This window comes from Thiopseudomonas alkaliphila (genome assembly GCF_001267175.1).
GTDB classification, from domain to species: Bacteria; Pseudomonadota; Gammaproteobacteria; order Pseudomonadales; family Pseudomonadaceae; genus Oblitimonas; species Oblitimonas alkaliphila.
In genome coordinates, this window is record NZ_CP012358.1 from 354,578 (window position 1) to 377,514 (window position 22,937).

At 44.3% G+C, this 22,937-nt stretch carries 32 protein-coding genes; all 32 read left to right on the forward strand.

The annotated features are described in order from the left end of the window. Nucleotides 1-50 precede the first annotated feature (50 nt). The 32 genes from AKN87_RS01740 (at nt 51) to AKN87_RS01885 (ending at nt 22,927) form a co-directional block, all read left to right on the forward strand. Nucleotides 51-782, forward strand: coding sequence for a Rha family transcriptional regulator (locus AKN87_RS01740; protein ID WP_053101764.1), 732 nt, complete (start codon nt 51-53; stop codon nt 780-782). After that, nucleotides 779-1,558, forward strand: coding sequence for a conserved phage C-terminal domain-containing protein (locus AKN87_RS12280; RefSeq protein ID WP_053101766.1), 780 nt, complete (start codon nt 779-781; stop codon nt 1,556-1,558). The genes AKN87_RS01740 and AKN87_RS12280 overlap by 4 nt, the downstream gene beginning before the upstream one ends. Then, nucleotides 1,555-2,229 carry a replication protein P gene (locus AKN87_RS01750; RefSeq protein WP_053101768.1) on the forward strand — a complete coding sequence of 225 codons (675 nt, stop codon included), beginning with the start codon at nt 1,555-1,557 and terminating at the stop codon, nt 2,227-2,229. Before AKN87_RS12280 ends, AKN87_RS01750 begins: the two co-directional genes overlap by 4 nt. Then, nucleotides 2,226-2,462, forward strand: coding sequence for a hypothetical protein (locus tag AKN87_RS01755; protein ID WP_053101770.1), 237 nt, complete (start codon nt 2,226-2,228; stop codon nt 2,460-2,462). The genes AKN87_RS01750 and AKN87_RS01755 overlap by 4 nt, the downstream gene beginning before the upstream one ends. Further along, complete coding sequence (locus AKN87_RS01760; RefSeq protein WP_053101772.1) at nt 2,459-3,661, forward strand: tyrosine-type recombinase/integrase; 1,203 nt, start codon at nt 2,459-2,461, stop codon at nt 3,659-3,661. The genes AKN87_RS01755 and AKN87_RS01760 overlap by 4 nt, the downstream gene beginning before the upstream one ends. An 84-nt stretch (nt 3,662-3,745) precedes the next feature. Beyond that, nucleotides 3,746-4,039 (forward strand): hypothetical protein, encoded by a 294-nt coding sequence (locus AKN87_RS01765; RefSeq protein WP_053101774.1) that lies wholly within the window; start codon nt 3,746-3,748, stop codon nt 4,037-4,039. Next, nucleotides 4,026-4,232 carry a hypothetical protein gene (locus AKN87_RS01770; RefSeq protein ID WP_053101776.1) on the forward strand — a complete coding sequence of 69 codons (207 nt, stop codon included), beginning with the start codon at nt 4,026-4,028 and terminating at the stop codon, nt 4,230-4,232. Before AKN87_RS01765 ends, AKN87_RS01770 begins: the two co-directional genes overlap by 14 nt. Then, nucleotides 4,229-4,576, forward strand: a complete 348-nt coding sequence (locus tag AKN87_RS01775) for a RusA family crossover junction endodeoxyribonuclease (RefSeq protein WP_064496065.1) — start codon at nt 4,229-4,231, stop codon at nt 4,574-4,576. Before AKN87_RS01770 ends, AKN87_RS01775 begins: the two co-directional genes overlap by 4 nt. After that, the gene (locus AKN87_RS01780; RefSeq protein WP_053101777.1) at nt 4,576-5,085 is read left to right on the forward strand and encodes a hypothetical protein; all 510 of its coding nucleotides are present in this window, start codon (nt 4,576-4,578) and stop codon (nt 5,083-5,085) included. The genes AKN87_RS01775 and AKN87_RS01780 overlap by 1 nt, the downstream gene beginning before the upstream one ends. 2 nt (nt 5,086-5,087) lie before the next feature. Continuing rightward, the gene (locus AKN87_RS01785; protein ID WP_053101779.1) at nt 5,088-6,236 is read left to right on the forward strand and encodes a DUF6161 domain-containing protein; all 1,149 of its coding nucleotides are present in this window, start codon (nt 5,088-5,090) and stop codon (nt 6,234-6,236) included. A gap of 136 nt (nt 6,237-6,372) precedes the next feature. Continuing rightward, a complete protein-coding gene (locus AKN87_RS01790; protein WP_053101781.1) occupies nt 6,373-6,693 on the forward strand; it encodes a phage holin family protein in 321 nt (106 codons plus the stop codon). Between the two features lies 1 nt (nt 6,694). Beyond that, the gene (locus AKN87_RS12285) at nt 6,695-6,871 is read left to right on the forward strand and encodes a hypothetical protein (RefSeq protein ID WP_158487636.1); all 177 of its coding nucleotides are present in this window, start codon (nt 6,695-6,697) and stop codon (nt 6,869-6,871) included. Beyond that, nucleotides 6,864-7,172: an HNH endonuclease gene (locus AKN87_RS01795; protein WP_053101783.1), complete on the forward strand. Its 309-nt coding sequence runs from the start codon at nt 6,864-6,866 to the stop codon at nt 7,170-7,172. Before AKN87_RS12285 ends, AKN87_RS01795 begins: the two co-directional genes overlap by 8 nt. Before the next feature lie 157 nt (nt 7,173-7,329). Then, on the forward strand, nt 7,330-7,860 hold the full coding sequence (locus AKN87_RS01800; protein ID WP_053101785.1) for a terminase small subunit: 531 nt from the start codon (nt 7,330-7,332) through the stop codon (nt 7,858-7,860). Then, a complete protein-coding gene (locus tag AKN87_RS01805) occupies nt 7,857-9,536 on the forward strand; it encodes a terminase large subunit (protein WP_053101787.1) in 1,680 nt (559 codons plus the stop codon). The genes AKN87_RS01800 and AKN87_RS01805 overlap by 4 nt, the downstream gene beginning before the upstream one ends. A gap of 153 nt (nt 9,537-9,689) precedes the next feature. After that, on the forward strand, nt 9,690-10,943 hold the full coding sequence (locus AKN87_RS01810) for a phage portal protein (protein ID WP_053102278.1): 1,254 nt from the start codon (nt 9,690-9,692) through the stop codon (nt 10,941-10,943). A gap of 17 nt (nt 10,944-10,960) precedes the next feature. Then, nucleotides 10,961-11,794 (forward strand): head maturation protease, ClpP-related, encoded by an 834-nt coding sequence (locus AKN87_RS01815; RefSeq protein WP_053101791.1) that lies wholly within the window; start codon nt 10,961-10,963, stop codon nt 11,792-11,794. Nucleotides 11,795-11,867: 73 nt separating this feature from the next. After that, entirely contained in the window at nt 11,868-13,046 is a 1,179-nt protein-coding gene (locus tag AKN87_RS01820) for a phage major capsid protein (protein WP_053102279.1), read from the forward strand. 210 nt (nt 13,047-13,256) lie between these two features. Then, on the forward strand, nt 13,257-13,547 hold the full coding sequence (locus AKN87_RS01825) for a head-tail connector protein (RefSeq protein ID WP_053101795.1): 291 nt from the start codon (nt 13,257-13,259) through the stop codon (nt 13,545-13,547). A 26-nt stretch (nt 13,548-13,573) separates the two neighbouring features. Continuing rightward, nucleotides 13,574-13,867, forward strand: coding sequence for a phage head closure protein (locus tag AKN87_RS01830; RefSeq protein WP_158487773.1), 294 nt, complete (start codon nt 13,574-13,576; stop codon nt 13,865-13,867). Then, on the forward strand, nt 13,864-14,394 hold the full coding sequence (locus AKN87_RS01835; protein ID WP_053101799.1) for an HK97-gp10 family putative phage morphogenesis protein: 531 nt from the start codon (nt 13,864-13,866) through the stop codon (nt 14,392-14,394). Before AKN87_RS01830 ends, AKN87_RS01835 begins: the two co-directional genes overlap by 4 nt. After that, nucleotides 14,391-14,777: a hypothetical protein gene (locus AKN87_RS01840; RefSeq protein ID WP_053101801.1), complete on the forward strand. Its 387-nt coding sequence runs from the start codon at nt 14,391-14,393 to the stop codon at nt 14,775-14,777. The genes AKN87_RS01835 and AKN87_RS01840 overlap by 4 nt, the downstream gene beginning before the upstream one ends. Before the next feature lie 26 nt (nt 14,778-14,803). Continuing rightward, nucleotides 14,804-15,289 (forward strand): phage tail tube protein, encoded by a 486-nt coding sequence (locus AKN87_RS01845; protein WP_053101804.1) that lies wholly within the window; start codon nt 14,804-14,806, stop codon nt 15,287-15,289. Nucleotides 15,290-15,332: 43 nt separating this feature from the next. Continuing rightward, nucleotides 15,333-15,740 (forward strand): phage tail assembly chaperone family protein, TAC, encoded by a 408-nt coding sequence (locus AKN87_RS01850; protein ID WP_053101805.1) that lies wholly within the window; start codon nt 15,333-15,335, stop codon nt 15,738-15,740. A gap of 140 nt (nt 15,741-15,880) precedes the next feature. Continuing rightward, complete coding sequence (locus AKN87_RS12560) at nt 15,881-16,012, forward strand: hypothetical protein (protein ID WP_269429561.1); 132 nt, start codon at nt 15,881-15,883, stop codon at nt 16,010-16,012. Nucleotides 16,013-16,270: 258 nt separating this feature from the next. Further along, nucleotides 16,271-16,558 carry a cbb3-type cytochrome oxidase subunit 3 gene (locus tag AKN87_RS12220; protein ID WP_148561485.1) on the forward strand — a complete coding sequence of 96 codons (288 nt, stop codon included), beginning with the start codon at nt 16,271-16,273 and terminating at the stop codon, nt 16,556-16,558. A 527-nt stretch (nt 16,559-17,085) separates the two neighbouring features. Further along, on the forward strand, nt 17,086-17,496 hold the full coding sequence (locus AKN87_RS01860) for a hypothetical protein (protein ID WP_053101811.1): 411 nt from the start codon (nt 17,086-17,088) through the stop codon (nt 17,494-17,496). A gap of 56 nt (nt 17,497-17,552) precedes the next feature. Further along, a complete protein-coding gene (locus AKN87_RS01865) occupies nt 17,553-20,570 on the forward strand; it encodes a coiled-coil domain-containing protein (protein WP_053102281.1) in 3,018 nt (1,005 codons plus the stop codon). A gap of 3 nt (nt 20,571-20,573) precedes the next feature. Beyond that, complete coding sequence (locus AKN87_RS01870) at nt 20,574-20,903, forward strand: phage tail protein (protein WP_053101814.1); 330 nt, start codon at nt 20,574-20,576, stop codon at nt 20,901-20,903. Between the two features lie 16 nt (nt 20,904-20,919). Further along, nucleotides 20,920-21,612 (forward strand): phage minor tail protein L, encoded by a 693-nt coding sequence (locus tag AKN87_RS01875; RefSeq protein WP_053102282.1) that lies wholly within the window; start codon nt 20,920-20,922, stop codon nt 21,610-21,612. 1 nt (nt 21,613) lies between these two features. Beyond that, nucleotides 21,614-22,330: a C40 family peptidase gene (locus AKN87_RS01880; protein WP_053102283.1), complete on the forward strand. Its 717-nt coding sequence runs from the start codon at nt 21,614-21,616 to the stop codon at nt 22,328-22,330. Further along, nucleotides 22,331-22,927, forward strand: a complete 597-nt coding sequence (locus AKN87_RS01885) for a tail assembly protein (protein WP_053102284.1) — start codon at nt 22,331-22,333, stop codon at nt 22,925-22,927. Nucleotides 22,928-22,937 lie beyond the last annotated feature (10 nt).

Here is a 22,937-nt window from a genome sequence, read left to right on the forward strand (position 1 = left end):
GGACTATTATGCACAAAGCGATAATACCAAGCAATCACACAGAAGTAACTATGAGCAGCCAGCAAATTGCTGAGCTGGTGGATAGTCGGCACGATAGTGTTAGACGTACCATCGAGCGTTTGGCTGGCGCAGGTGTAATTCAACTCCCACCGTTGGTGGAAGTTAAAAATCATCTAGGTCAGCAAGTTCAAACCTATCTTTTTAGCGGCGTGACAGGTAAGCGTGACTCGATTGTAGTCGTTGCCCAGTTGTCACCCACATTCACCGCCCGCTTGGTGGACCGTTGGCAAGAACTAGAAGCGCAACTGGCCAAGCCTGTTATTCCCACCAGTTTTGCTGAAGCATTACGCCTTGCAGCTGATCAACAAGAACAGATCCAGCAGCTGGAGCTTACCAATCAACAGCAAGCCAGCCGAATTGATGCGCTAGAACAATTGCTGGCAGCCGGTGTAACTGCGCCTGACTTTTGCCGCCGCTTAAATGGCGTTAACACAATGGAAATCAACGCCTACTTGCAGCGTGCTGGCTGGTTGTTTGACTCGGGCAATGGGCGCAGCCGCTGGCGTGTTGCTAGCTATGCTCGCGACAAGTACATGGCCGAGCAAGCAGTAGAAATTAAAAGCGGCACAGCAGATGCATTTAGCGCAGTTAAAGCTGTATTGCTTAAAGCTGGCGCCCAACGACTACTCAAACTTTATTTGAGCAGCAAGTTACCTATGAAGCGCAGCTGGGACGGCGAGCTAAAGCATAACTTAGTTGGCGTGGTGGGGGTGGTAGCATGAGCATGATTTTAATGGCTAAAGCCATGCAGCTAAAAGTGGGGAATCCTACGCGTAAACTGGTGCTACTAAAACTGGCTGATAACGCCAATGATCAAGGCGAGTGCTGGCCGTCATACCAGAATATTGCTGACCATTGTGAGATTAGTCGCCGTTCGGTTATTGCCCATATTAACGCCCTCGAAGGGGCTGGGCTACTGCGTAAAATAATCCGTAAAGGCACCCATCATGGCAACGCCTCAAATATCTTTGTTTTATCGTTAGATGGTGAAAAATCTGCACCACCTAAAACTAAAAATACTAATGATTTAGCTGGTGAAAATAATTCACTACCTAGTGAATATATTTCACCCCCTAGTGAACCAGATGCACTAGGGGGTAGTGAACCACGTTCACCCAGAACCAGTCACTCTTTTGAACCAGCCATAGAACCATCTATTGTCGGGCAACCCAACACCGCCGCAAAAGTGATTAAGTATTTGAATCAGCGCACCGGTTCAAAGTTTAAGCCTGTTAAGTCAAATACTCAGTTGATTAACGCACGGCTCAAAGAGGGCCACAGCCTAGAAACAGTTATTGCGGTGATTGATCGTAAGTGCGCCGAGTGGCTTAACGATCCAAAAATGAGCGCATATCTTCGCCCAAGCACGCTGTTTAGCGCCAAGAATTTTAATAACTACGCTGGCGTGATTGATAAGCCGCTGGCACCGCAAAGTACTCAGGTAGCTGATGATCTGAACGACACCAGTTGGATGAATGAACCGGAGGGCTGGTTATGAGAAGCGCCTTACAAGTAACCCAAAGCGTAATGCTGGCACCTGAACGGTACGCAACCCAGCCAGCCAAGCCGATTAGTGCAGTAGCCGATCATGAGTCGGGCTTAGTGGTTAATCGTTTGTTTCGTGAACTAAAAGCCATTTTTCCAGCATGGCGCAACGCATGGCCAACCGCTGAGGATGAGGCAGCAGCTAAGCGCAGCTGGACCAAGGCGTTTATTTCTGTGGGTTTAACTCAGCTGGAGCAGATCCACTTTGGTGTTGAGCAGTGCCGACTTAGTGGCCGCCCGTTTATGCCGTCCGTGGGCGAGTTTATCCAGTGGAGCCAGCCAACACCAGAAATGCTAGGGCTGCCCAGCGTTGAACAGGCATATCGGCAAGCGTGTGCCTTGGCCCATCCAGCCGCAGACCGCTCCCAAGCCCATGCCGCTGTTTTTCATGCTGCCAGCGAGACGGGATTGCACTTGTTGGCCAGTCAGCCCGAGTCGGTATCACGCCCAGTGTTCGATTATCACTATGGACTTGTGGTGAAAATGGTCATGCGGGGTGAGCCGCTGACTGAAACACCCAGAGCGCTACCTGCCAAGCCTGCCGAGCCAACTGATCAAGATCGCGAAAAAGGCGCCCAGGTGTTGGACGCTTTGCTTAACAAAATCAAGGGGAAACGATCATGAAGTGGAATCCGCCAACGAGCGCGCCGAAGTGCGGCGAGCAAATCATTGCCGATTTCGGCAGCCCATTCGGCTTGGATCTGGCTGTATGGGATAAGCACAAAAAAGCATGGCTTACGCCACAGCTTGGTTGGAACTTTGAGGTAAAAACGGGCAAGGAGTACCCGAGCTATCAGAACGAATACCGATCTAATGAAGATTTAGTGCGCTGGGCGCGCATCGAGGCATTTGAATGAGCAAAACCGTAGTTGTAAACCTGAGTGACGCTGAGATTAAGCGGCAAATGATGGGCGCAGCGCATACTTTGCGCGATGCCCGTTATCCTGGGGTGCGCTTTCGGTTTTTGACTGATCGAACACGGGGGAGTTGGTTTTTAATTCAAGGTGGCAAGTGGCAGCGGTTGGGAGCTTATCCGCTGCTATCTGCAAAACAAGTATTAGGTACTTTGCCTGAGCTTTTAGCGCGTAAAGCCGCGAATCTAGATCAGCGGCTTGAGCAAGGTGAGTGGCTGCATTGCGAGGGGCTCCTTAGCTGGTATCGCGACCGTGTGTTGCGTAACCGTAGCCTAAGCCTAAAGCGCAAAGCATCTGTTGAGACCATCATCGATAAGCACTTGCTGCCGTGCTTGTCTGGCGTAGCGATTGACTCAATTGATCGTGAGGTGATTGACCGACAGCTTGTATGGCCATTGCAGGAAAGCTACTCAGTTAGTTACGTGCGTCAAATCATGCGGGTCGCGCAGCAGGCATTTGCTCAGGCACTCAAGCTGAACATGATCCCTGAAAACCCACTGGCGGGCTTCAAGTTTGCAGAGTTTGTGCAGGCTAGAGAAAAGCCCAAGGCAGGCCGCTTACGCCCAACTGATTTACCTGAACTCATACAGCGACTGCAGCAGTGCTATAGCGAGCGAGTAGAGCAAGGAATGCTTGCCCTGATTATGTTGATGCATGGAACCCGTATTGGTGAAACACGCTTAGCTCGGTGGCGTGATATTAGCCTGGGCGATCGGGTGTGGTTTATTCCAGCAGAGAACACTAAAACCCGTGCAGAGCATGTGCTTCCACTGACTGAGCAGGCCTGCCAGTTATTGGTGGCTTATCGGGAGCGGATGGTGGGCCGTGATGCAGATTATTTGTTTGTGGACGGCATGGGTCAATTGCTGAATGAACGGCAAGCCAGTAGCGCATTTAAATGGATGAGCGGTGGCGATTGGAGCAGCCACGACCTACGAAAACTGGCTCGCACCTGCTGGGCAGAACTAGGTGTTGATTACTTAATTGGTGAGCGTTTGTTGAATCACCAGATGGGGGTTTTAGCGCAGACCTATGTATTGACCACCCAAGAAGAACTCAAGAGAAAGGCATTAGAGCAGTGGCATGAACGCTTAGATGAGTGTGGGTTATCTGCCTTTCAATGCGAGACAGGTATTAGATAAAGCATTAGCGGTTTTAGGGTTAAAGCCTGATTTGATGCGGGGTTTAGCATTCTAATGAATTTGCAAAGTAAGAGGCGGTAAGGCATGCAGTTTGAGCTAAAAAAAGTAAAACCTTGCCCTGCGTGTGGTGGCAGTGGTCGAGTGCGCGGCATGGTTTTAACGCTAAGTTGCCTAGATTGCGAGGGCTCGGGTTATGCCCTGATTAAGCCAGATCCAAAGCAGCGGGTTGAGAATGGATTGGCAGCGCAGCTGGGTGCTGAGCTGCGGTCGGCGATGGTGCGTATTTATCAGCTTGAGGCTGGCCAGCGAAAGGGTGAGCCGGCAGTGCATTCGGTTAACCGGTACGGTGCGGGAGGTAGTAGTTATGTCGGCGATTAAATGGCGGCCAGTGCGCGGCGCTCACAACGTGTTTGAAACCGATCGGGGGTACATAGTTGCGAAAGTGAATGTGGCCGAAAAGTACGTTTATACGGTTACAGCACCAGGCGCTAAAGAGTCGTTTGCTTATCTTGGAAGTCGTGAAGAAGTAGTGAAAGTGATTGAAGAGCACATGAAAGGAGAGGCTGAGTGATTTATTTAGAGTTGCCTTGGCCACCGCGTGAGCTTAGCCCGAATCATCGTGCGCATTATCAAGCTAAGGCTAGAGCAGTAAAAAGCTACCGCCGGTTATGCATGGCCTTTGCTTATAACGCCCGCCAAGAACTGCCGGCGGGCAAGCTGCTAATGAAAATTGAGTTTTGCCCACCAGATCGCCGCGCCCGCGATGATGACAACATGCTGGCCAGCTTTAAGGCTGGGCGAGACGGCATTGCTGATGGGCTCAAAGTTAACGACAACCGCTTTGCTACTCAGTTTGAAGTGGGTGAGCCGGTTAAAGGTGGTTTGGTAAAGGTTTTAATTGAGGTGGTTAGCTAATGGAGTTAGAGCAAGATATTGTTCCTTTAGTGATTCGCGCGCTGGCTAGTGACACTTTAATGGCGGGATCTGCATCCATTAAAGATATTGATATGCCACGCAGTACGAACCCAGACCAGTTAACTAGGCATGATTTATTTGTAGATTCCTGCATGTTTCACGCCCGAATGCGTAGAGTGCTGAGCCCGATTGAGTATGCAGTACTGGTTGCTAAGTACTCCCCGTGCTTCAAAGCAAAGTTGAAAGCAGCAAGTGAGTTGGCTGCACATATAAAGTCCCCGGCACCTGCGCGCTTTAAACATACGGCGATTATTACTTGGGCGATACCTAAGCCGCGTGGTAATGCTAAGCGTGTGAGAGCGGTTGCTTTGCCCGATAAATGGTATCTTATGGACAATTGGTGCGATGAGCCAGTGCCAGTTAAAACGCAGGAAAGGTGGCGGCGTAAAATTCTGAATTTTTTAAATACTTTAATTAATGATGCATTTAGTGTACTAGCTTGGTATTAACTATGGATGAGTTTGTTTTTGTAGATATTGCAGGAAATATTAAGACATTTTTTAATGTTGAGTCTTTAATTGAGTTTATCTCGCGCGACATATCAGTATGGATGAATTTAGCGAAGAGAAAAGAGAAGCTGGAAGGCGGTAAAAAACTATACTATATAACTCCTAAAGATATTTATAGTTATTCAGATTCAAAAAGTGCTGGGCTGCCAGGTAGCTACTCAACATTTAGAGCGGACCTTTTAAATGACATTATGCATAATAAAGTTACAATTAAAGACTTAATTAGTATATATAGAGATGAGTTTGCTGGAGATCTTGTCTTTACAGGCACAAAAGCTTTTGAGGAGCTTGAAAGAATATTACTAGAGAATGAAGGTGTTAGAGAGGCAGAAAGCTTTATTCGTGGTTTAAAGCACTTAAAAAAAGAAATTGCAAGAGCGTCTAAAAATAATGAAGACGCAAGCGATCTTGGCTTTTTTGAAGATGGTTATCTTAGTTACTTGTCAAATAGACTTTTCTCATCTGAAAACATAAATTACTCGAAAGTTCTTTCAGATATTTCAAGACTTAAGAATAATATAAAATTTGTTGATGATGAAAAAATAAGGTTTTCTAAGGAAATATCTAACCTTCATAGTGAGTATGTTCGAGAGAGAGATAGTTTGCATCATACATATACAGAGCTTTTAAGGCTTGAGGCACCTGCTTCTCACTGGGGGAATTCAGCTAAAAAATATAGACGTGCAGGTGAGGTTTGGACAGCCTTTCTTATTATTAGTGTTGTGGTGGGTTTTATAGGGTTCTCTAATCTTTTTATGTATTGGTTAGAACATGGAAGTAAGGAGATTTCCTTGATTACAGCGCAAAGCGCTATTTTTATTATGCTAGGATCAGCTGCATACTTTTACTTTGTAAGAGTCTGTTCACGTATAATATTTAGCTCATTTCACTTGATGCGTGATGCTGAAGAGCGTGAGCAACTAACGCATGTTTATTTGTCCTTGATAAAGGATGGAAGTATTGATTCTGATGCGCGGGCAATTATTTTACAGTCACTATTCAGTCGAACTGATACTGGGTTACTAGGAGGTGATTCATCGCCAACTATGCCAACTATAGATATGTTAAAGGCAATGAAAAACGATAAATGATCTACTTGACTAAAGTGATCCAGTGAGCCAATATATCTCCATAGTGCGAATTTAGCGCATAACATATTTTAAACCCTAGCCATGCAAGTGGCTGGGGTTTTTTATTGCCTATCATTTAGCCCCGCGGGGTATCGAGATGCATAAAATGCCAGATAAAGATCTAGGGTTTTGGGCGAGCATTATCGCAACAGCCCGCGAACATGGGCTAATCATGATGCTCACCTTCATAATTTCATACTTACGAATCAATCTATATAGCGATGGCCGCAGCTGGAAAGCCGAGTTGCTGGAAGCGCTGCTAGGCACTTTCGTGATCATGATGGCTGCTAATGGTTTGCAAGCTTTGCAGATTAATGATGGCTGGGCTTGGGGAATGGCAATCTTCGTCGGATTGATTGGTATTGATAAGGCTCGAGCTTTAATTGAGCAAGTAGCCAGTAAGAAATTTGGGGGATAGCATGAGTCAGTCATTAAATGAGCAGCTTCTGGCGGCAGCTAACCTAACTAATGAGCTGCTAAGCACTTTAATTGAGCAGCAGGCAGCCTTGTTGTCAGCCTTAGCTGATGAGCACGGCATTGAGCCGGAAGAGATAGTCGCTCTAGATCTTGCTGGGCGAGTAATTGATCATGGCTAAGCTTGAAATGCATCGTAGCCGCTTAGCCACTTTAAAAAAGACTAATCAAAAGCTTCCGCAGATAAAAACCTGGGGGCGTGGCAGAGGTGGCCGAGCTTGGCGTAAGCTCCGTGAGCAAATTATTCTTAGAGATAAGCAAATTTGTCAGCATTGCGGACTTCTCGCATTAGAGCCTGAAGTAGATCACATTGTGCCTTTAGCCGCAGGTGGGACAGATGCTCCAGATAATCTGCAAGTGCTATGTAAGTCACCCTGTCATGCGAATAAGACAGCACGTGAGAGCCGCGGAGACTTTAGCTAGTCGTTGATATTTCTTCTTTTTTTACTTTATTTGAGGGAGGGGGGTGCCAAAAGTCTAAAACCTTGGCCCTGTGGATACCGACCCCTAACTCATTCGCATATTTTTTCCCGTTTTTGAAATATGTTAAGTCTGTTAAGTTTCAGCTATGGGGGGCTGCATGGCGCTGACTTCCAAAAAGAAAAAATTCGCTGATGCTTTACTCGCAGGGAATACACAGAAAAATGCTGCTGTAATCGCTGGATACAGTGAAACATCTGCATCACAGGCAGGATCTAGGCTTTGTAAAGATCAAGATGTTGAGGCTTATATAAAGCGTGTGAGAGCAGCAAAAAGCTCTATAAGTACGCCAAAACAGGTCTCACAAAAAGTTAACATTCATGAGCCAAAAGTTAACAAAAAAGTTAACAAAACTGATGAAAATGTTAAGTCTGACTTAACAAGTGTTAACGCGGAAAATATAGGTGCTTTTTCTGATCCAAAAGATTATTTGCTACATGTAATGAATGATGAGCTCGAGGAGCCTCGATTACGAATTGATGCAGCCAAAAGCTTGATGCCTTATGTGCATGGGAAGGTTGCAGATCAAGGAAAAAAAGAGGCTAAACAAGAAAGAGCTAGGCATGCAGCTAAGAAATTTGCACCGAGTGCCCCACCTAAGCTAGTTGTAAATAATGGTGGTGCTAGATGAAGTGGAGTACAGCGTGCCTAGACTGGGAGAAAAGAATTGTTGCCGGTGAAAGTTTAATACCACTTGAGCCACTGTTCCCAGAAGAAGCCGAAGCTGGGCTTTCTGTTTTCAAAGAACTGAGAATTGTTGACGCACCAGGTAGCCCGATGATTTCAGAATCTTGTGCGCAATGGGTTTTTGATTTTGCGGCTGCTGTTTTCGGTGCTTATGACAGTGAAAGTGGTAGGAGGCTAATACAAGAGTTTTTCCTTCTTATACCTAAAAAAAACTCTAAGTCGACAATTGCAGCAGGGGTGATGCTAACAGCTTTAATTCGTAACTGGAGAGAGTCTGCTGAATTTATTATTTTAGCTCCTACTAAGGAAATTGCAGATAACAGCTTCATTCCAGTACGGGATATGATCCGCAAAAATGATGTTTTAACTGATCTTTTGCATATCCAAGAACACACGCGAACGATCACCCACCTTAATAATAATGCCACGTTGAAAGTTGTAGCCGCAGATGGTGACACAGTTGGTGGTAAAAAAGCCGTGGGGATTTTAGTTGATGAAGCTTGGCTATTTGGCAAGAAAAGCAAAGCAGAAGATATTATTCGTGAAGCCACAGGGGGGTTAGCTTCTAGGCCTGAAGGGTTCGTCATTTTCTTGACTACGCAATCAAACGAACCACCTGCCGGCATTTTTAAAAAGAAGCTGATGTATGCACGGGGAGTTAGGGATGGACGAATCGATGACAATCGTTTCTTACCAGTCTTGTATGAGTTCCCTAAACATATGATCGATGCTGGTGAACACAAGAAGCCAGAAAACCTAAAATTAGTTAATCCAAATCTTAATTACTCAGTAGATAGTGCTTTTTTAGAGCGTGGATATAAGCAAGCACTAGAGGATGGGGCTGACTCTCTCATTGGTTTTTTAGCTAAGCATGGCAACGTTGAAGTTGGTTTAGCCTTGTTATCTAACAATTGGTCTGGTGCAGAGTTCTGGGAGCAGCAGTCCGATGTGGAGTTGAGCTTAGAAGATATTATTGCTGAGTGCGAAGTGATTGATATTGGAATTGATGGTGGTGGGTTAGATGACCTCTTAGGGTTATATGTAATTGGGCGTAGTCGGCAAACGCGTGAGTGGTTGGGGTGGGGCCATGCATGGGCCCATGAGAGCGTATTAACTAGAAGAAAGGAAATAGCTTCGAACCTCATGGACTTCTCTGAAGCAGGAGAATTAACAATCGTTAAGCGTGTGGGGGATGATACGGAAGGAGTTGCAGAAATAGCTTACCGCATTTACTCCGCAGGCCTGCTCGATAAGATTGGGATGGATCCGGCGGGTATTGGCGGAGTGTTAGATGCCTTGATTGAGCGCGGCATTCCTCAAGAACTAATTGTAGGGGTTAGCCAAGGTTGGCGCTTGGGCGGAGCTATTAAAACTCTAGAACGAAAGCTAGCAGAAGAAACGTTTTGGCATGCTCATCAATCACTTATGAATTGGTGTTGTGGTAATGCCAAAGTGGAGCCTAGAGGCAATGCGATTCTAATTACAAAACAAGCCAGTGGTAATGCCAAAATTGACCCATTAATGGCTGCTTTTAATGCTGTTTCTTTACTCAGCGAAAACCCTGTTGCCAGTGAAAGTGTTCATGACTTTATGGCTGCTATCAGAGATCCAATTTTATGAATTTAGCCTTGTTTATTTTTCTGACGAGTGCGCTATTGGGCTTTGTCCTCTTAGTAGGTGGAGTCTATTTATTAGCAGGTATAGCTTGGGCGTTAATTACTGGTTCGTTAAGCATGTTTTGCATAGCTGGCTTCATTAAGCGAGGCATGTCAAATGGCTAAAACGTTTTCACAAACATTACTAGCATCGCTTTCTAAGCCCGTTACAGGTCAAAAGCGTTGGGTATCAGGTTCTGGTTGGTGGCCAGGCAGTTCTAGCAAACCAGTATCTGTTGATTCCGCATTACAAGTTTCAACTGTATGGGCATGTGTTCGATTGATATCAGAGACTATTGCGACCTTACCGCTTGGGATCTATAAAAGAAAAAGTGATGGGGGACGTCAGATTGATCCAAGCTTTCGTGTTCATGACTTGATTAGTAACAGCCCTAATCAGCGCATGACAGCAGTAAATTTTTGGGAGGCAGTTGTTGCTTCCATGCTCTTTAAAGGCAACGCCTATATTGAGATTAAGAGATTAAAAGACTTACCAGTAAGCTTGAATTTGTTACAAGCTGATAATGTGAAGTGGTTGGAAGAAGAAAGTAGCTGGGTTTATACAGAAAAAAATAAAAAACGATCCATAGCCTTCAGCAACTTGATGCATATTCCTGCCTTTTCTTTAGATGGAATTAATGGCTTATCTCCACTGAGATATGGGGCTGTTGTAATTGGCTCAGCTATATCAGCAGATAAAGCTGCCAGTAGCACTTTTCAAAATGGCTTGATGCCTACAGTGGCATTTAGTGTAAATCGCGTATTAACAAAAGAGCAGAGAGATGATTTTCGTGAATATGTTGAAAAACTATCAGGTGCCATGAATGCTGGGCGATCTCCAGTTCTTGAGTCTGGAGTAGAGGCTAAGCCGATCGGCATTGATCCGGCAGATGCTCAGCTATTAGAGTCACGGGGCTGGAGCGTAGAAGAAATCTGTCGTTTTTTTCGGGTGCCTCCCTGGATGGTTGGGCATACAGAAAAAAGTACCAGTTGGGGAACTGGTATTGAACAGCAAATGATTGGCTTCTTGACGTTTACTTTGGCTCCTTGGCTTGAGCGAATTGAGCAAGCTATCAATAAAAATCTTCTCACAATAGTTCAGAGGCAAACTCATTATGCAGAGTTTGCCTTAGAGGGACTGTTGCGTGCAGATAGCCAGGCGCGAGCTGATTTTTACGCGAAAATGACTACTAACGGTATTTATACTCGTGACGATTGTAGAGTTAAAGAAAACCTACCGCGAGAAGGCGGTAATGCATCTAAGTTAACTGTACAAATGAACATGACGACCTTAGATAAGCTGGGCGCTCAAAATGATGAGCAAGCAGCTAAAGCTGCCTTAAAAAGCTGGCTTTCCGCATCGGAAGATTAATTAAGGAGCAACTAGCAATGCCCAAATTTGAATTAAATCCTAAGGCCTTAGCAGCATGGAATCCTCATATTAAAGTGGCAGCTGAACAAAGTGTGAACACTATTACTATGTTTGGCGTGGTAGGTGATTCATATGACTACTGGGGAGAAACCAATAAAGGGATTACATTAGCAAGGGTAGATGCTGCATTGCGCAGCATTGGAGACAACGAAGTGGTGGTGTATATCAACAGTCCAGGCGGCGATATGTTTGAAGGGATTGCAATCTATAACCGGCTACGAGAGCACTCTCAGAAAGTGACTATTAAAGTTATTGGGTTAGCAGCATCAGCAGCGTCTATTATTGCAATGGCAGGGGCTGAACGCCTAATAGCTAAATCTGCATTTTTAATGATTCATAACTGTTGGTCTAATTTTGTAGGTAATCGTAATGATCTGCGTGACATTGCGGATCAGTTAGAAGAATTTGATATCTCGATGCGAGATGTCTACATCGATGTGTCCGGTATGTCAGAAAGTGAAGTCACTGACCTCATGGATAAAGAGTCATATTTGTCAGGAAGTAGTGCAGTTCAAAAGTCTTTGATGACAGGTGTGTTGCAGGCAGAAGAAATTGCTACAGATACTGCGCCTGCTAGCCAAGCACAAGCCTTTCAAAATATAAATGCTGCACTTGCAGAAGGAGGAGTGCCCTACAACCAACGCTTGAAAATGCTAGCTGCAATTAAAGATAACTTTTGGGGGCAAGAATCAGAGATTAGCCTTCATCCAACTACTAAACAAAAATCATCAAATGCTGCTGCTGAATTATTTATGAGCTTTTCAGATGGCTTAAAAAGCTTAGCATTTTGATCAGTCGAAACCTTACATCAAAATTCAATTTAAACCGCCAGTTAGGCGGTTTTTTTATTTAAGGGTAATAACTATGCCAGGTTTATCTGTTGAAGCTGTACGAGAAGAAATTAGCGCGACATTAAAAAAAGTAGGGGATAAATTACGTACCCAAGCTGAACATACAAATAAAGAACTAGAAAAGTATGGTCGAATGGGCGAGGAGACTCGCGCCAGTGTTGATAAGCTTTTAATGGAGCAAGGAGCCTTACAAGCACGCTTAAATGCTGCTGAACAGGCTATTGTGGCTCATGATAAAGGCCATCAAGAAGACGGCCAGATGACTTTGGGTGCACGATTAGTTTCAGCGGAAGCATTTACCCAAGTTAACTCAAGCTGGCGCGGTATTCATCGTGTATCTGCACCTCGTAGCGAAATTACGACGGCAACAGCCGGTGAACTCGTGCAACCAGATCATCGAGGATTAATTCTTCCGGCACAGCGGCGGATGACTGTACGTGATCTTATTATGCCAGGCGAAACGTCATCGAATGCTATCGAGTATGTGCAGGAAACGGGCTTTACTAATAATGCTGGTGTTGTTGCAGAGGGTGCTCAAAAACCGTACTCAGACATTGCGTTTGATCTAGTTACAACGAACGTACGAACGATTGCACACCTGTTCAAAGTTAGTCGACAGATGTTAGATGATGCACCTGCACTGCAAAGTTACATTGATGGGCGTGCCTCTTACGGCTTACAACTAGCTGAAGAAAAACAGCTTTTGTTTGGTGATGGGACTGGTCAAAACTTAAAAGGGATTGTACCAAGCGCACAAACATTTAACGCAGAGTTTGAGCCAGAGATGCAGACAGTAATTGACCGGGTTCGACTGGCTTTGCTGCAGGTGGCTTTAGCAGAGTATGCCGCAGATGGCCTTGTTTTAAACCCAGTAGACTGGGCAATGATTGAGACTACAAAGGACAAAGAAGGGCGCTATATCGTAGGTAACGCCATTAATGGTGCAACGCCAACTCTATGGAATATGCCTGTTGTTGAAACGCAAGCAATGACAAAAAGCAACTTCTTAGCTGGCGCATTCGGTATGGGGGCTCAAATTTTCGACCGTATGGAAATTGAAGTTTTGATCTCTACCGAAAATGATAAGGACTTTGAGAAAAACATGGCAACTATCCGTGCTGAAGAGCGTTTAGCTTTTGCAGTATATCGCCCAGAAGCATTTGTTACTGGATCCACAGTAATCACCCCATAAACCGTTTTATGTCTAGCGCTAGGCTAATGCTTAGCGCTGTAGAGGAGATATAAGTGGATATTAAGTGTGAAGCTTTACGACCTTTTTTATTTGAAAACCGAGTGCTGAAAGTAGGGGAAGAGTTCATCACGCGCAAAGGTCACGCTCTTGATTTAGTCAATACACACCTAGCTGTATATGTAGATGGCACAGCATTAGAGGAGCGAGAGGATGAGCATCAGTCTCAAGCAGTTAAAGAACCACCTACGTCTCGAGCTGGACGATCAGGACGAGGACGAAAACCTTCAACTAATACTGACAGCAGCAATTGATTATGCCTCTAAGTTTTTAGGGAGGCCTATTCCGTGGGAAGACAAACTTCCAGCGAGCGTCACCAGCGCGGTGCTCTTAATAGCAGCCGATCTTTATCTTAATAGAGAAGCAACAACACCATCGGGAATGAAAGAAAACCCTTTGGTAGAGAAAATGCTGCACCCCTATCGTATAGGAATAGGGATATGAGAGCTGGGCGATTAAAGCATCGAGTGATGATACAGAAGCAAGTTAGGCAGCAAGATCCAGAAACTGGTGCAATGAATCTAAGCTGGAAAAACTGGAAATCATTATGGGCTTCAATCGAGCACTTATCTGTTAAAGATAGTTTTGCAGCTCAAGCAGCTGGTGCTGAAACAGTAGCTAGAGTAGTGATTAGAGCTGGGCCAAAAATAGAACCAGGGGGGCGTATTATTCACGGAGACCATGTTTTTTCAGTAATAGGCGCTATTCCTGATGCTATATCAGGGAGTCGGTACTTAACTATTTTGGTTAAGGAGCATACATGAGTCAGCCATTTAAATTACAAGGTGTAGAAGAGGTGCTTGCTAAGCTTGAAACAGTTAAGCAGGAGGCTAAAGGTAAAAGTGCACGATTTGCTTTGCGTAAAGCCGCTCAGCTAGTTCTAGCTTCTGCTAAAAGCGGTGCTCAAGCAGTAGATAATCCAAAAACGCCCAATAATATTGCTAGCAATCTTGTTATTCGCCTCGATGGTAAACGCTTTAAAAAAACGGGAGACCATCTATTTAAAGTGGGGGTGTTAGGAGGTGCTAAGCAATATGCAGAAACAAAGGATAACGTGCGTAAAGGACGTGTAGGAAAGCGATATGCAATAGGTGGAAGCAAGAAGAATCCTGGGGGAGACACGTTTTACTGGCGTTTTTTAGAGTTTGGAACTGCCAAAATGCCACCTAAACCATTTATGCGCAAAGCGTTGGCCAGCAACATTGATAGTGCGACACAAGAGTTTTCTTTGCACTTTAAGCGAGCAATTGATCGTGCAGTTAAGCGAGCTGAAAAAGGTAAAACTCAATGATGCCACCACTATTTAAAGTTTGTGCAAGTAACCCGCATGTAGTGCGGGTTTTTGGTTTAAATCCAGTAAGAATTTTCCCTTGGGGGCAAGCTTTCGATGAGTCTGGGCTGATACCTAAAACGCCATATGCAGTATGGAGCGTAATAAATGGCACAGGACAGGCGTATTTAGAAAATCGCTCAGATTTGGATGAAATAGATACGCAAATTGATGTGTATGGGGAAAGTGAAAAAGTAGTTTTACAGGCTGCTGAAATTATCAGACAGGCAATTGAGAAAGAGAGCTACGTCACTAGCTTTGTGCCATTGGGCATTGATCAAGAAGCGCAGCTCTTGCGTTTTACTATGACAGCCACATGGCATGTTCCTAGACTATTTAGTTAATAAAATTAATAACCTGAGGGGGTTGTATGGCTATTCGTACGCAAGGCACTCAGCTATATGTGCTGTTACCAACAAAAGATGGTGCTGAAGTAATGGAGATTGAATGCATTTCAAACTTTTCTGGTGGAGGTAATCCAGCTGACCAGTTGGAGGATACATGTCTAAAGTCGAATGTTAAGAAGTTCCTTAAAGGGCAGCGAACACCAGGACAAGCTACTTTTGATGTGAGTGCAGATCCAAAGAAAGACTGCCACCATAAATTATATGAATTGTCTGAGAGTGATGAAGAGCAGCATGAAAATTTGCCGTTCGCACTGGGTTGGTCTGATGGTAAGGCAGACCCTACAGTGGCAGCAGATAGCAAAAGTTTTGAGTTGCCAGATAGTCGAACTTGGTTTTTGTTTGAAGGGTATGTTGCTGATTTTCCTTTTGACTTCCAAGGGAACTCAGTCGTTAAGACTGCGTGCTCTGTGCAGCGAACAGGTAAAGGACGCTGGATTCGTAAAAAATAATAAACTCGTTATGGGACATCCGTAATTCAACTCAGAGGCAACTATGAGCACACCACTTACCTTGGCCAGCTTGCAAAAAGCTGGCGCTTTTTTACAAGATCCACTTGTAGAAGAAACTATTAGTTGGACGAATAAAGAGGGAGAGGAAATCCAAAATACTATTTTTGTGAAGCGAGCAAGTTTTGCAACACTAGTACACGAATTTCGTCCTTTGAACTCAGAGCAAAGCGAGCTGGATCAGCATTTAGAGGCAGTAGCTCGGCGGATTGCATTTTTCATTACAGATAAACATGGGCAGCCAGTTTTTACGACTGAGGATGTACTTGGAAGTGAGAAGCAAGGCCCTATTTGTGAGTCACTTACTGCTGCTCTATTAAACGCAATTACTAAGGTTAATTTGTTGGGAAAGAGCCAGAGCTCAAGCCAGAAGAAGAAATCTGGCATGAGCTAGTTCTTAATGGGGTAGGTGGTAATACTATAGCTGAAGCAAAATCCAGAATAAGCTATCCAGAGTTTTTAGCATGGTTAGCTTACAGGGATAAAAGAGGCTCTTTGAATATAGGTCGAAGAGTCGAGCAGGCAGTGGGCCTCTTGAGTAAGCTTCTGTTGGATATGAACCAAAAAAATGATTTAAACGCGGTTGATTTTATGCCGCACGAAAATATCCGCCTTGAGCTTAGTGAAGAAGAGAATTTGATGTTAGCGATGCAGCGTTGGGATTAAATTCAAAGCTTTCTGCGTATGCCTTAGACCAGTTGGGCGTTTGACAGGTAACAATTCTGTATGGTGCGAGCCATACCGCCTGCGGCGACGACTAGCCTTACTATCATAGCTATGCCGAACCCGCAGGTTTTTTATTTAAGTGGCTTTTATATATTGAATGTAGAGTCGTTGTTATAAAAATTACTTTTAGGAGTTCAAAGTATCTATTACATAATTTATAATAAATAAATGTCTAAATAACTAAGGGATTTTACAGTCATGAGTATCAATATTTTTTCTGAGCTTTTGAATTTTTCATTTTTTGTTATTTTATTGGCTTTATTTATAGGGATTTTTTATTACCATTACTGGAACCGTTATCGCCGCTTTCCTACCTTTGATGAGTATAAAAAAGAAAATCCTGATTGTGCTAAAGGTGGAAAAATTAAATGTCACTCTTGCTCAGGTACGCATATTCAATTTAAGGGGCTCTCTAATGCTACGGATCGCCGAAAGACCCATTATTGTGTAACTTGTGGATCACCTTTATATCGAAGCTATCACTAACCGGTATTTACCTAGTAGGGCTGGCGCTGACGTTCTGCAGCACTTCAAGGCGGGTATAATATTGGGATGTAAAAAACATCGATGAAGGTTGATTTAACCCTAAAATAAGCTTGTTTAGATTTGTTGAAAACAAGAGACACGGGCGAGTAAGAAGCTAGGGTTCAGCAACTGAAGCGAAGCCAATTTTTAGCTAGCCTAGCCCAAGGCTAAGCTATTTAGATTATTAAGGTAAGTGCTTGCATGATATGTCTCCGTGACGACCAATTAAGGCTCACCAGCAAAGTGACCAAGCAATGGGTGGCGAGCTATGCACAGGTTGGTCGACCGAGATCACGGACCCGGCACACCCGAAGGTGTCCTGCGCACAGCCCGCCATAAAGCAGGCACAAAAAAACCGCTATAGCGGTGATGTGCACCGTGAGATATTCGGGCGACCAAACCCGATCACTGAATTTGCAGTGACGCGCGCACTTTATGCATGCTCGTGGATTGTTGTCAATCCTAGTTATATAGCTAGCAGGATCTAGGTGAGTTATATTCATCAAGCATTATTTACATATTATTGGGGAGTGAAAGGAATGCAGTGTCCAAAGTGTGATTATGAGCCGACTGATTATGAGCAGAAAAGAAGCAAGGATCAGTGCCCTGAATGTGGGGTTTATTACGCTAAGTTTGATGCGAAACAGGAAGCTAAGATAAAGGCAGAGAGCGAGCAGTCTCAGACGAAACTGACTCAACCCACTCCGTCGTACCAGCCAGTTAACAGAATTAGCATTAAAAATGCTAACCCAGTTGTAGTTGTTGATATTGAGATGACATTCTGGTCAATGGTTGTGTTTATGGTTAAGTGGGCGTTTGCATCAATCCCTGCATTTATCATTATTATGGCAACTGTCGTTGTTGCTTCTAACATTTTAGGTGCGCTTATTGCTGGTTAACTTTTATATATTTACAACACCCGCTTCGGCGGGTTTTTTTATGCCTGGAGTAAACCATGAGCACTAGATCGCTAGGTCAGTTAACTCTTGATCTTATTGCAAAAGTTGGCGGTTTTACTGAACCCATGGATAAAGCGGCTAGAAATGCACAGAAAAATGCAAAAGACATAGAGAACTCAGCAAATAAGGTGAAAAAATCTTCACTCGCTATGAAAACAGCATTGGCTGGTGTAGCTGCTGGGATTACCGCAAGTGCCTTTTCTGGTTGGATTAAAGGTTCGATTGATACAGCTAATGCTGCTTTAGATGTTGCTACTAAATTAGGCACAACCACGAATGAGTTAAGCAAGCTGCGCTATGCCACTGCTCAAAGTGCAGGTATGGCAAATGGCGAGTTTGATATGGCTCTTCAGCGAATGACGCGAAGAGTTGCTGAAGCAGCCAAAGGAACTGGGGCTGCAGCTAAATCAATTCAGGAGTTAGGGTTAGATGCTCAACGGCTCTCCAAGCAAGACCCAGCAAAAACCTTTGTAGAGATTGTTGATGCATTATCTGAGCTTGATGAACACTCTGAGCGAGTACGCCACTCTTTTAAATTTTTTGATTCTGGCGGAGTAAAGATTGCAGCTGCTGCAGCTAGTGGTAAAGGAGCGATTAGTGATTTGGCGGATGAGGCAGAGCGTTTAGGTGGAGTCATTGATCATGATTTCGCCATTGCTGCGACTGAGTTTAATGCCAACTTAGGAAAAATGTCTCTCATTGGACAAGGTTTGTTTAATGAAATGGCTGCTAGATTGTTGCCAACATTGAACAAGTTGTCCGATGCGCTAGGCAGTGGAGGATTAAAGACTGTCGTTGATCAAGTTGTTAGTGGTACAGAAGTTCTAGCTGGCCTATTAATGACTCGCATGGTTGCATCGCTATTAAAAACAGGCGCCGCAGCATTAGTCGCTTCTAAGGATTTTGTCAGTCTGACAGCTAGCGGAGTACGAGCACAATTAGCACTGGCTGGCACTGAGCAAGCTTCACGTAAAGCAACTTATGCACTAACTAGCTTAACTGTAACCGCCCGCGCTGCTAATGCGGCACTTGGGTTGGTTGGTGGGCCAACAGGCTTAGCTTTACTTGCTGGCTATGGCCTGTATAGCTTTGCTTCTAGTGCGAAGCAGACACGTGAAGATTTACAAAGCTTAGTGCCAGTGATGGATCAAGCGTTAGAAAAGCTATCCACGATGGGAAGAGCAGCTCAGCTAGCTGAGTTAGATAAAAAACGTGAAGAATTAAACTCGGCAAAAGCTGAGCTTGAAAAAAGTTTAGGTAATACTGAGCGAGAAATTGAGCGTCGTTTAGCTTTTGCTTATAAGTCTGGGCTTAGCCCAGATGTTAGTGGTGGAGTTGCTGCATTAGAAGCTATATCCAAAGCCAGTAAAGATGTGCGAGCAAACGTAGAGGTCGACTTTGATGCTGTTGTAAGAGCTATTGAACAAGCCGACGACGTGTCAGAGCGTGGGGCTAAAAGTTTTATTGGCCTCATTGCCCAAGTGCAAAACATGATGGGTCCTGTGCGTACGCTAGAGCAAGATTATAAGCGAATGGAAGAAGCAATTAATGGGGCAACAAGTGCAGCGAATATAAGTAGTCATGTTCTAAGCAGTGTTGGCGAGCTGTATACAAAAATGTCGGGCGATTTGCAGGAGCGGATCGCTTTACTAGGCGTTACCAGTGAAGCAGAACGCTTTGCAATTCAGTATCGCTTAGGAAAGCACTCAGAGCTTAGTGAGAACGAGGCTGAATTGCTTAAGCAAGAGTATGCAAAGTTAGATGCTAAAGCAGCATCTTTAAAGAAACAGCAAGAGGTAGAGCAGGCAGCGCAACGTTATCGTAGTGAACTAAAAAATCAGAATAAAGAGCTTGAACGAGCAAAAAAAGCATTACTTAGTCAGGTAGAGGCGCTTGAAGATCAGGCTAAAGCACTTAATTACACAAGTGAGCAGTGGACGTTATATAAATTGTCCCGCGATGGTTTGGATGAGGCTGATCTAAGACGAGCTCAATTAGCACTTGAGCTAACTAACGCTTATGAGAAACAAAAAGAAGCACTAGAGCTTATTAATTCGCTAGCCAGCCAAGAAGAGAAGTCTTTGCATCGGTTGAAAGAGCGTAAAACGTTATTAGATGAAGCTGCGTTAGCTACCAATAAATATGCACTTTCATCTAAGGATTATGCGAAAGCAATAACAGCTATTTCAAAAGACTTGATAGTTGAGGCGCCTACGTTTGATGGGTTAGACGCATCGGTAGGGGGGCCATCCGGTGAACTGCTACGCGTAGCAGACGCTGAGTCTAAGCTACGTGAATGGCATGAGAAACAGCGCTTAATACAAATGCAAGCTTATGAGCAAGGCTTAATTGATAAGCAAACTTATAGCGATCGATTAAGTGAAATTGATGAAGAAAATAGTAAAAAGTTGGCAAGTCTTCAAAAAGCATCAACCACCGCAACTTTAGCAACGTATGCCAGCATGACAGGACAAGCTGCAGAGCTATTGCGTGAGCTAGGACAGGAGGGCAGCATTGCTTACAAAGTAATGTTTGCTGCAAGTAAAGCGGCCTCAATGGCTCAGGCTATCATTAATACAGAGCAGGCTGCTACTGCTGCGTTAGCGATTGATCCTACCGGAACGCTAAGCTCTTGGACCCGCGGATTAGGTTATATGTCGGTTGGTATGATTGGTGCACAGACACTTGCAGGTATGGCACATGACGGTATTGACAAGGTTCCAGAAACAGGAACTTGGTTATTACAGAAAGGCGAGCGGGTCACCACGGCTGAAACCTCAGCAAAACTTGATCGTACCTTAAACAAGGTTCAGGAAAATACGGCAAGCCGCGTTGGTGGAGATTTTCACTTTACAACTGATATTCATGTGACAGCGGGTGTGGGCGTTTCCGAAAATGATGCTCGTCAGCAAGGAATGCAAATCGCTGAAAGTTATGCCATGCAGTTTAAACGGGCAATGCTTCAAGAGATGCGTCCGAATGGAGTGTTATTTAACTTTGTTAAAGGCGGATAGTGCATGAAAGTTTTTGAGTGGAATTTGCAGTCAGAGCCATCAGCGACAGAGCGTGTTTCGATACGCAGTGTTAGTTTTGGAGATGGGTATGAACAATCAGTTGCTGATGGTTTAAATCCAATAGCTAAAGATTGGGATCTACGATTTAAAGGAAGGATTAGTTTAATAAGAGCAATCGATACCTTTTTAGCTGAGCATATTGGAAAAGCGTTCTTATGGGAAAACCCTTTGGGTGATCAAGGAATGTATAAAAGTGAAGGTAAAAATATTGTGATGCATACGGCAAATATTGCAACGCTAACCGTCAAGTTTAAACAGTGCTTTCATCCTTAGCCTAGAGGAGTTCTTATTGATGATTACAGCAGATTATCAGTTACTAGAGCCAGGAGCTGAAGTACAACTGTTAGAGGTGGATTGCACTGGTTTCGGTGGTGATATGTTGAGATTTCATGCTCATGATGCTGGCCCTATTATTTGGCAAGGACATGTATATCAGCCGTGGCCATGCGCTTTAGAGGGGGCAGAGTTGACAGGCCACGGTGCTGCTCCCACACCGACATTATCGTTAGCCAATGTTGATTTAAGTATCACGGCTCTTTGTTTGCACTTTAATGATTTAACTCATGCAAAAGTTACTATTAGAGAAACGTTTTCACATTATTTAGATGCTGATAACTTTCCGAGCGGCAATGCTAAAGCAGACCCTGAGCAAGAAGCTATATCAATTTGGTATATCGATCATAAGGCATCTGAAAACGATGAAATGGTTGTTTTTTCATTGTCTTCTCCTGCAGATCTAGATGGGCAGATGTTGCCAGCTAGGCAAATCCACAGTTTATGTCAGTGGGCGATTACTGGTGGCTACCGGGGGCCTGACTGCGGTTATTTAGGAGCTGCAAAGTTTACTGAGACAGGGGAGGTAACAGATGATCCTGCGCTAGATAAATGTGGAGGGTGTCTACATGACTGTAAAAAACGGTTTGGTGAACATGAAGAACTGCCATTTGGTGGTTTCCCAGCCTCTTCTCTAATTAGGGCTTAGTATGCGTAAACATATTTTTAAAGCCATTTGTCGTCATGCTGAGCAAGCTTACCCAAAAGAGGCATGTGGCCTTATTATCAAGTCGGGTCGGGCGCATCACTATTTTCCTTGTACTAATATCAGCTCAGAGTCAGGTGATGAGTTTGAAATAGCACCTAGTGAGTACGTTTTAGCTGAAGCTCAAGGTGAGATTATTGGGGTTGTACATACTCATCCTGATGAAAGTAGTCGTGCATCTATCGCAGATATTGTGCGCTGCAATGAAGGTAACTTACCTTGGTATATTTTGAGTTGGCCAGAGGCAGATTTAAATATTATTCAGCCCCTTACAGGCATTCCACCGTTAGAAGGGCGCCCATTTGTTCATGGAACAAGATGTGACTGTTATGGCCTGATCCGAGACTTCTATGCATTGGAGGCAGGCATAGAGCTGCCAAACTACTTTCGTGAGGATGAGTGGTGGGAAAAAGGGCAAAACTTATATTTGGACTTATTTGAAGAGACTGGTTTTTTAGAGGTTAGTAAAGGCTCGCTTCAACGAGGTGATTTGATAATTATGCAGGTTGAATCGAAAACAGCTAATCATGGAGCCGTTTATTTAGGTGATGGCGTAATTTTGCATCACTTATATGGTCGAATGAGCGGAAAAACAGTCTATGGTGGCTATCTATATGACCGAACAATTAAGTGTGGCAGACATCGTTTATGGGAGGCTTAAGTGGTTACTATTTTATTATCAGGCTCTTTAGCTAAACGTTTTGGACGCCGCCACAAGCGCTATTTAGAAAGTGGAACACTACGAGAAGCTTTATCTGCTTTGCAGCAGACAGTAGAGGGATTCACTGAGTTTGTTAGGGAAAGTGATTTAAAAGGCATTCGTTATGCGATTTTCCGTAATCGAGAAAACATTTCAGAAGAATGTTTCTCACTAGCTGGTAGTCACGAGATTAGGATTGTTCCTGTTGTTTCGGGGAGAAAAAAAGGCGGTGTAATGCAAACAGTATTAGGCGGTGCGCTAATAGCTGCTGCGGCAGTGATGACCGGTGGGGCGTCTGCAGCATTTACTGCAGGTGGTTTGTGGGGTGGCGTAGCAATTATGGGGGCTTCATTAGCTTTAGGTGGTGCTATGCAACTATTAAGTCCTCAGCCCAAAGGTTTGAAAGGTCGTAGCGCTCCAGAAAATACTCCTTCGCATGGATTTGGTGGTCCAGTAAATACTGTTGCACAGGGATACCCTGTCCCTGTGCCTTATGGTGAGCGAGAAATTGGCGGTGCCGTCATTAGCGCTGGAATTTATCCCGAAGACAAAATGTAGCTTTCAATAT

What these genes read in the sequence shown, in the direction of transcription:
- AKN87_RS01770 (WP_053101776.1), top strand. Translation starts at nt 4,026, where the DNA reads ATGTCGGCGATTAAATGGCGGCCAGTGCGCGGCGCTCACAACGTGTTT.
- AKN87_RS01800 (WP_053101785.1), top strand. Translation starts at nt 7,330, where the DNA reads ATGGCGCTGACTTCCAAAAAGAAAAAATTCGCTGATGCTTTACTCGCA.
- AKN87_RS01740 (WP_053101764.1), top strand. Translation starts at nt 51, where the DNA reads ATGAGCAGCCAGCAAATTGCTGAGCTGGTGGATAGTCGGCACGATAGT.
- AKN87_RS01760 (WP_053101772.1), top strand. Translation starts at nt 2,459, where the DNA reads ATGAGCAAAACCGTAGTTGTAAACCTGAGTGACGCTGAGATTAAGCGG.
- AKN87_RS01825 (WP_053101795.1), top strand. Translation starts at nt 13,257, where the DNA reads ATGAGCATCAGTCTCAAGCAGTTAAAGAACCACCTACGTCTCGAGCTG.
- AKN87_RS01830 (WP_158487773.1), top strand. Translation starts at nt 13,574, where the DNA reads ATGATACAGAAGCAAGTTAGGCAGCAAGATCCAGAAACTGGTGCAATG.
- AKN87_RS01810 (WP_053102278.1), top strand. Translation starts at nt 9,690, where the DNA reads ATGGCTAAAACGTTTTCACAAACATTACTAGCATCGCTTTCTAAGCCC.
- AKN87_RS01780 (WP_053101777.1), top strand. Translation starts at nt 4,576, where the DNA reads ATGGAGTTAGAGCAAGATATTGTTCCTTTAGTGATTCGCGCGCTGGCT.
- AKN87_RS01795 (WP_053101783.1), top strand. Translation starts at nt 6,864, where the DNA reads ATGGCTAAGCTTGAAATGCATCGTAGCCGCTTAGCCACTTTAAAAAAG.
- AKN87_RS01765 (WP_053101774.1), top strand. Translation starts at nt 3,746, where the DNA reads ATGCAGTTTGAGCTAAAAAAAGTAAAACCTTGCCCTGCGTGTGGTGGC.
- AKN87_RS12280 (WP_053101766.1), top strand. Translation starts at nt 779, where the DNA reads ATGAGCATGATTTTAATGGCTAAAGCCATGCAGCTAAAAGTGGGGAAT.
- AKN87_RS01815 (WP_053101791.1), top strand. Translation starts at nt 10,961, where the DNA reads ATGCCCAAATTTGAATTAAATCCTAAGGCCTTAGCAGCATGGAATCCT.
- AKN87_RS01865 (WP_053102281.1), top strand. Translation starts at nt 17,553, where the DNA reads ATGAGCACTAGATCGCTAGGTCAGTTAACTCTTGATCTTATTGCAAAA.
- AKN87_RS01840 (WP_053101801.1), top strand. Translation starts at nt 14,391, where the DNA reads ATGATGCCACCACTATTTAAAGTTTGTGCAAGTAACCCGCATGTAGTG.
- AKN87_RS01820 (WP_053102279.1), top strand. Translation starts at nt 11,868, where the DNA reads ATGCCAGGTTTATCTGTTGAAGCTGTACGAGAAGAAATTAGCGCGACA.
- AKN87_RS01850 (WP_053101805.1), top strand. Translation starts at nt 15,333, where the DNA reads ATGAGCACACCACTTACCTTGGCCAGCTTGCAAAAAGCTGGCGCTTTT.
- AKN87_RS01805 (WP_053101787.1), top strand. Translation starts at nt 7,857, where the DNA reads ATGAAGTGGAGTACAGCGTGCCTAGACTGGGAGAAAAGAATTGTTGCC.
- AKN87_RS01790 (WP_053101781.1), top strand. Translation starts at nt 6,373, where the DNA reads ATGCATAAAATGCCAGATAAAGATCTAGGGTTTTGGGCGAGCATTATC.
- AKN87_RS01750 (WP_053101768.1), top strand. Translation starts at nt 1,555, where the DNA reads ATGAGAAGCGCCTTACAAGTAACCCAAAGCGTAATGCTGGCACCTGAA.
- AKN87_RS01755 (WP_053101770.1), top strand. Translation starts at nt 2,226, where the DNA reads ATGAAGTGGAATCCGCCAACGAGCGCGCCGAAGTGCGGCGAGCAAATC.
- AKN87_RS01845 (WP_053101804.1), top strand. Translation starts at nt 14,804, where the DNA reads ATGGCTATTCGTACGCAAGGCACTCAGCTATATGTGCTGTTACCAACA.
- AKN87_RS01880 (WP_053102283.1), top strand. Translation starts at nt 21,614, where the DNA reads ATGCGTAAACATATTTTTAAAGCCATTTGTCGTCATGCTGAGCAAGCT.
- AKN87_RS12285 (WP_158487636.1), top strand. Translation starts at nt 6,695, where the DNA reads ATGAGTCAGTCATTAAATGAGCAGCTTCTGGCGGCAGCTAACCTAACT.
- AKN87_RS01835 (WP_053101799.1), top strand. Translation starts at nt 13,864, where the DNA reads ATGAGTCAGCCATTTAAATTACAAGGTGTAGAAGAGGTGCTTGCTAAG.
- AKN87_RS01870 (WP_053101814.1), top strand. Translation starts at nt 20,574, where the DNA reads ATGAAAGTTTTTGAGTGGAATTTGCAGTCAGAGCCATCAGCGACAGAG.
- AKN87_RS12220 (WP_148561485.1), top strand. Translation starts at nt 16,271, where the DNA reads ATGAGTATCAATATTTTTTCTGAGCTTTTGAATTTTTCATTTTTTGTT.
- AKN87_RS01785 (WP_053101779.1), top strand. Translation starts at nt 5,088, where the DNA reads ATGGATGAGTTTGTTTTTGTAGATATTGCAGGAAATATTAAGACATTT.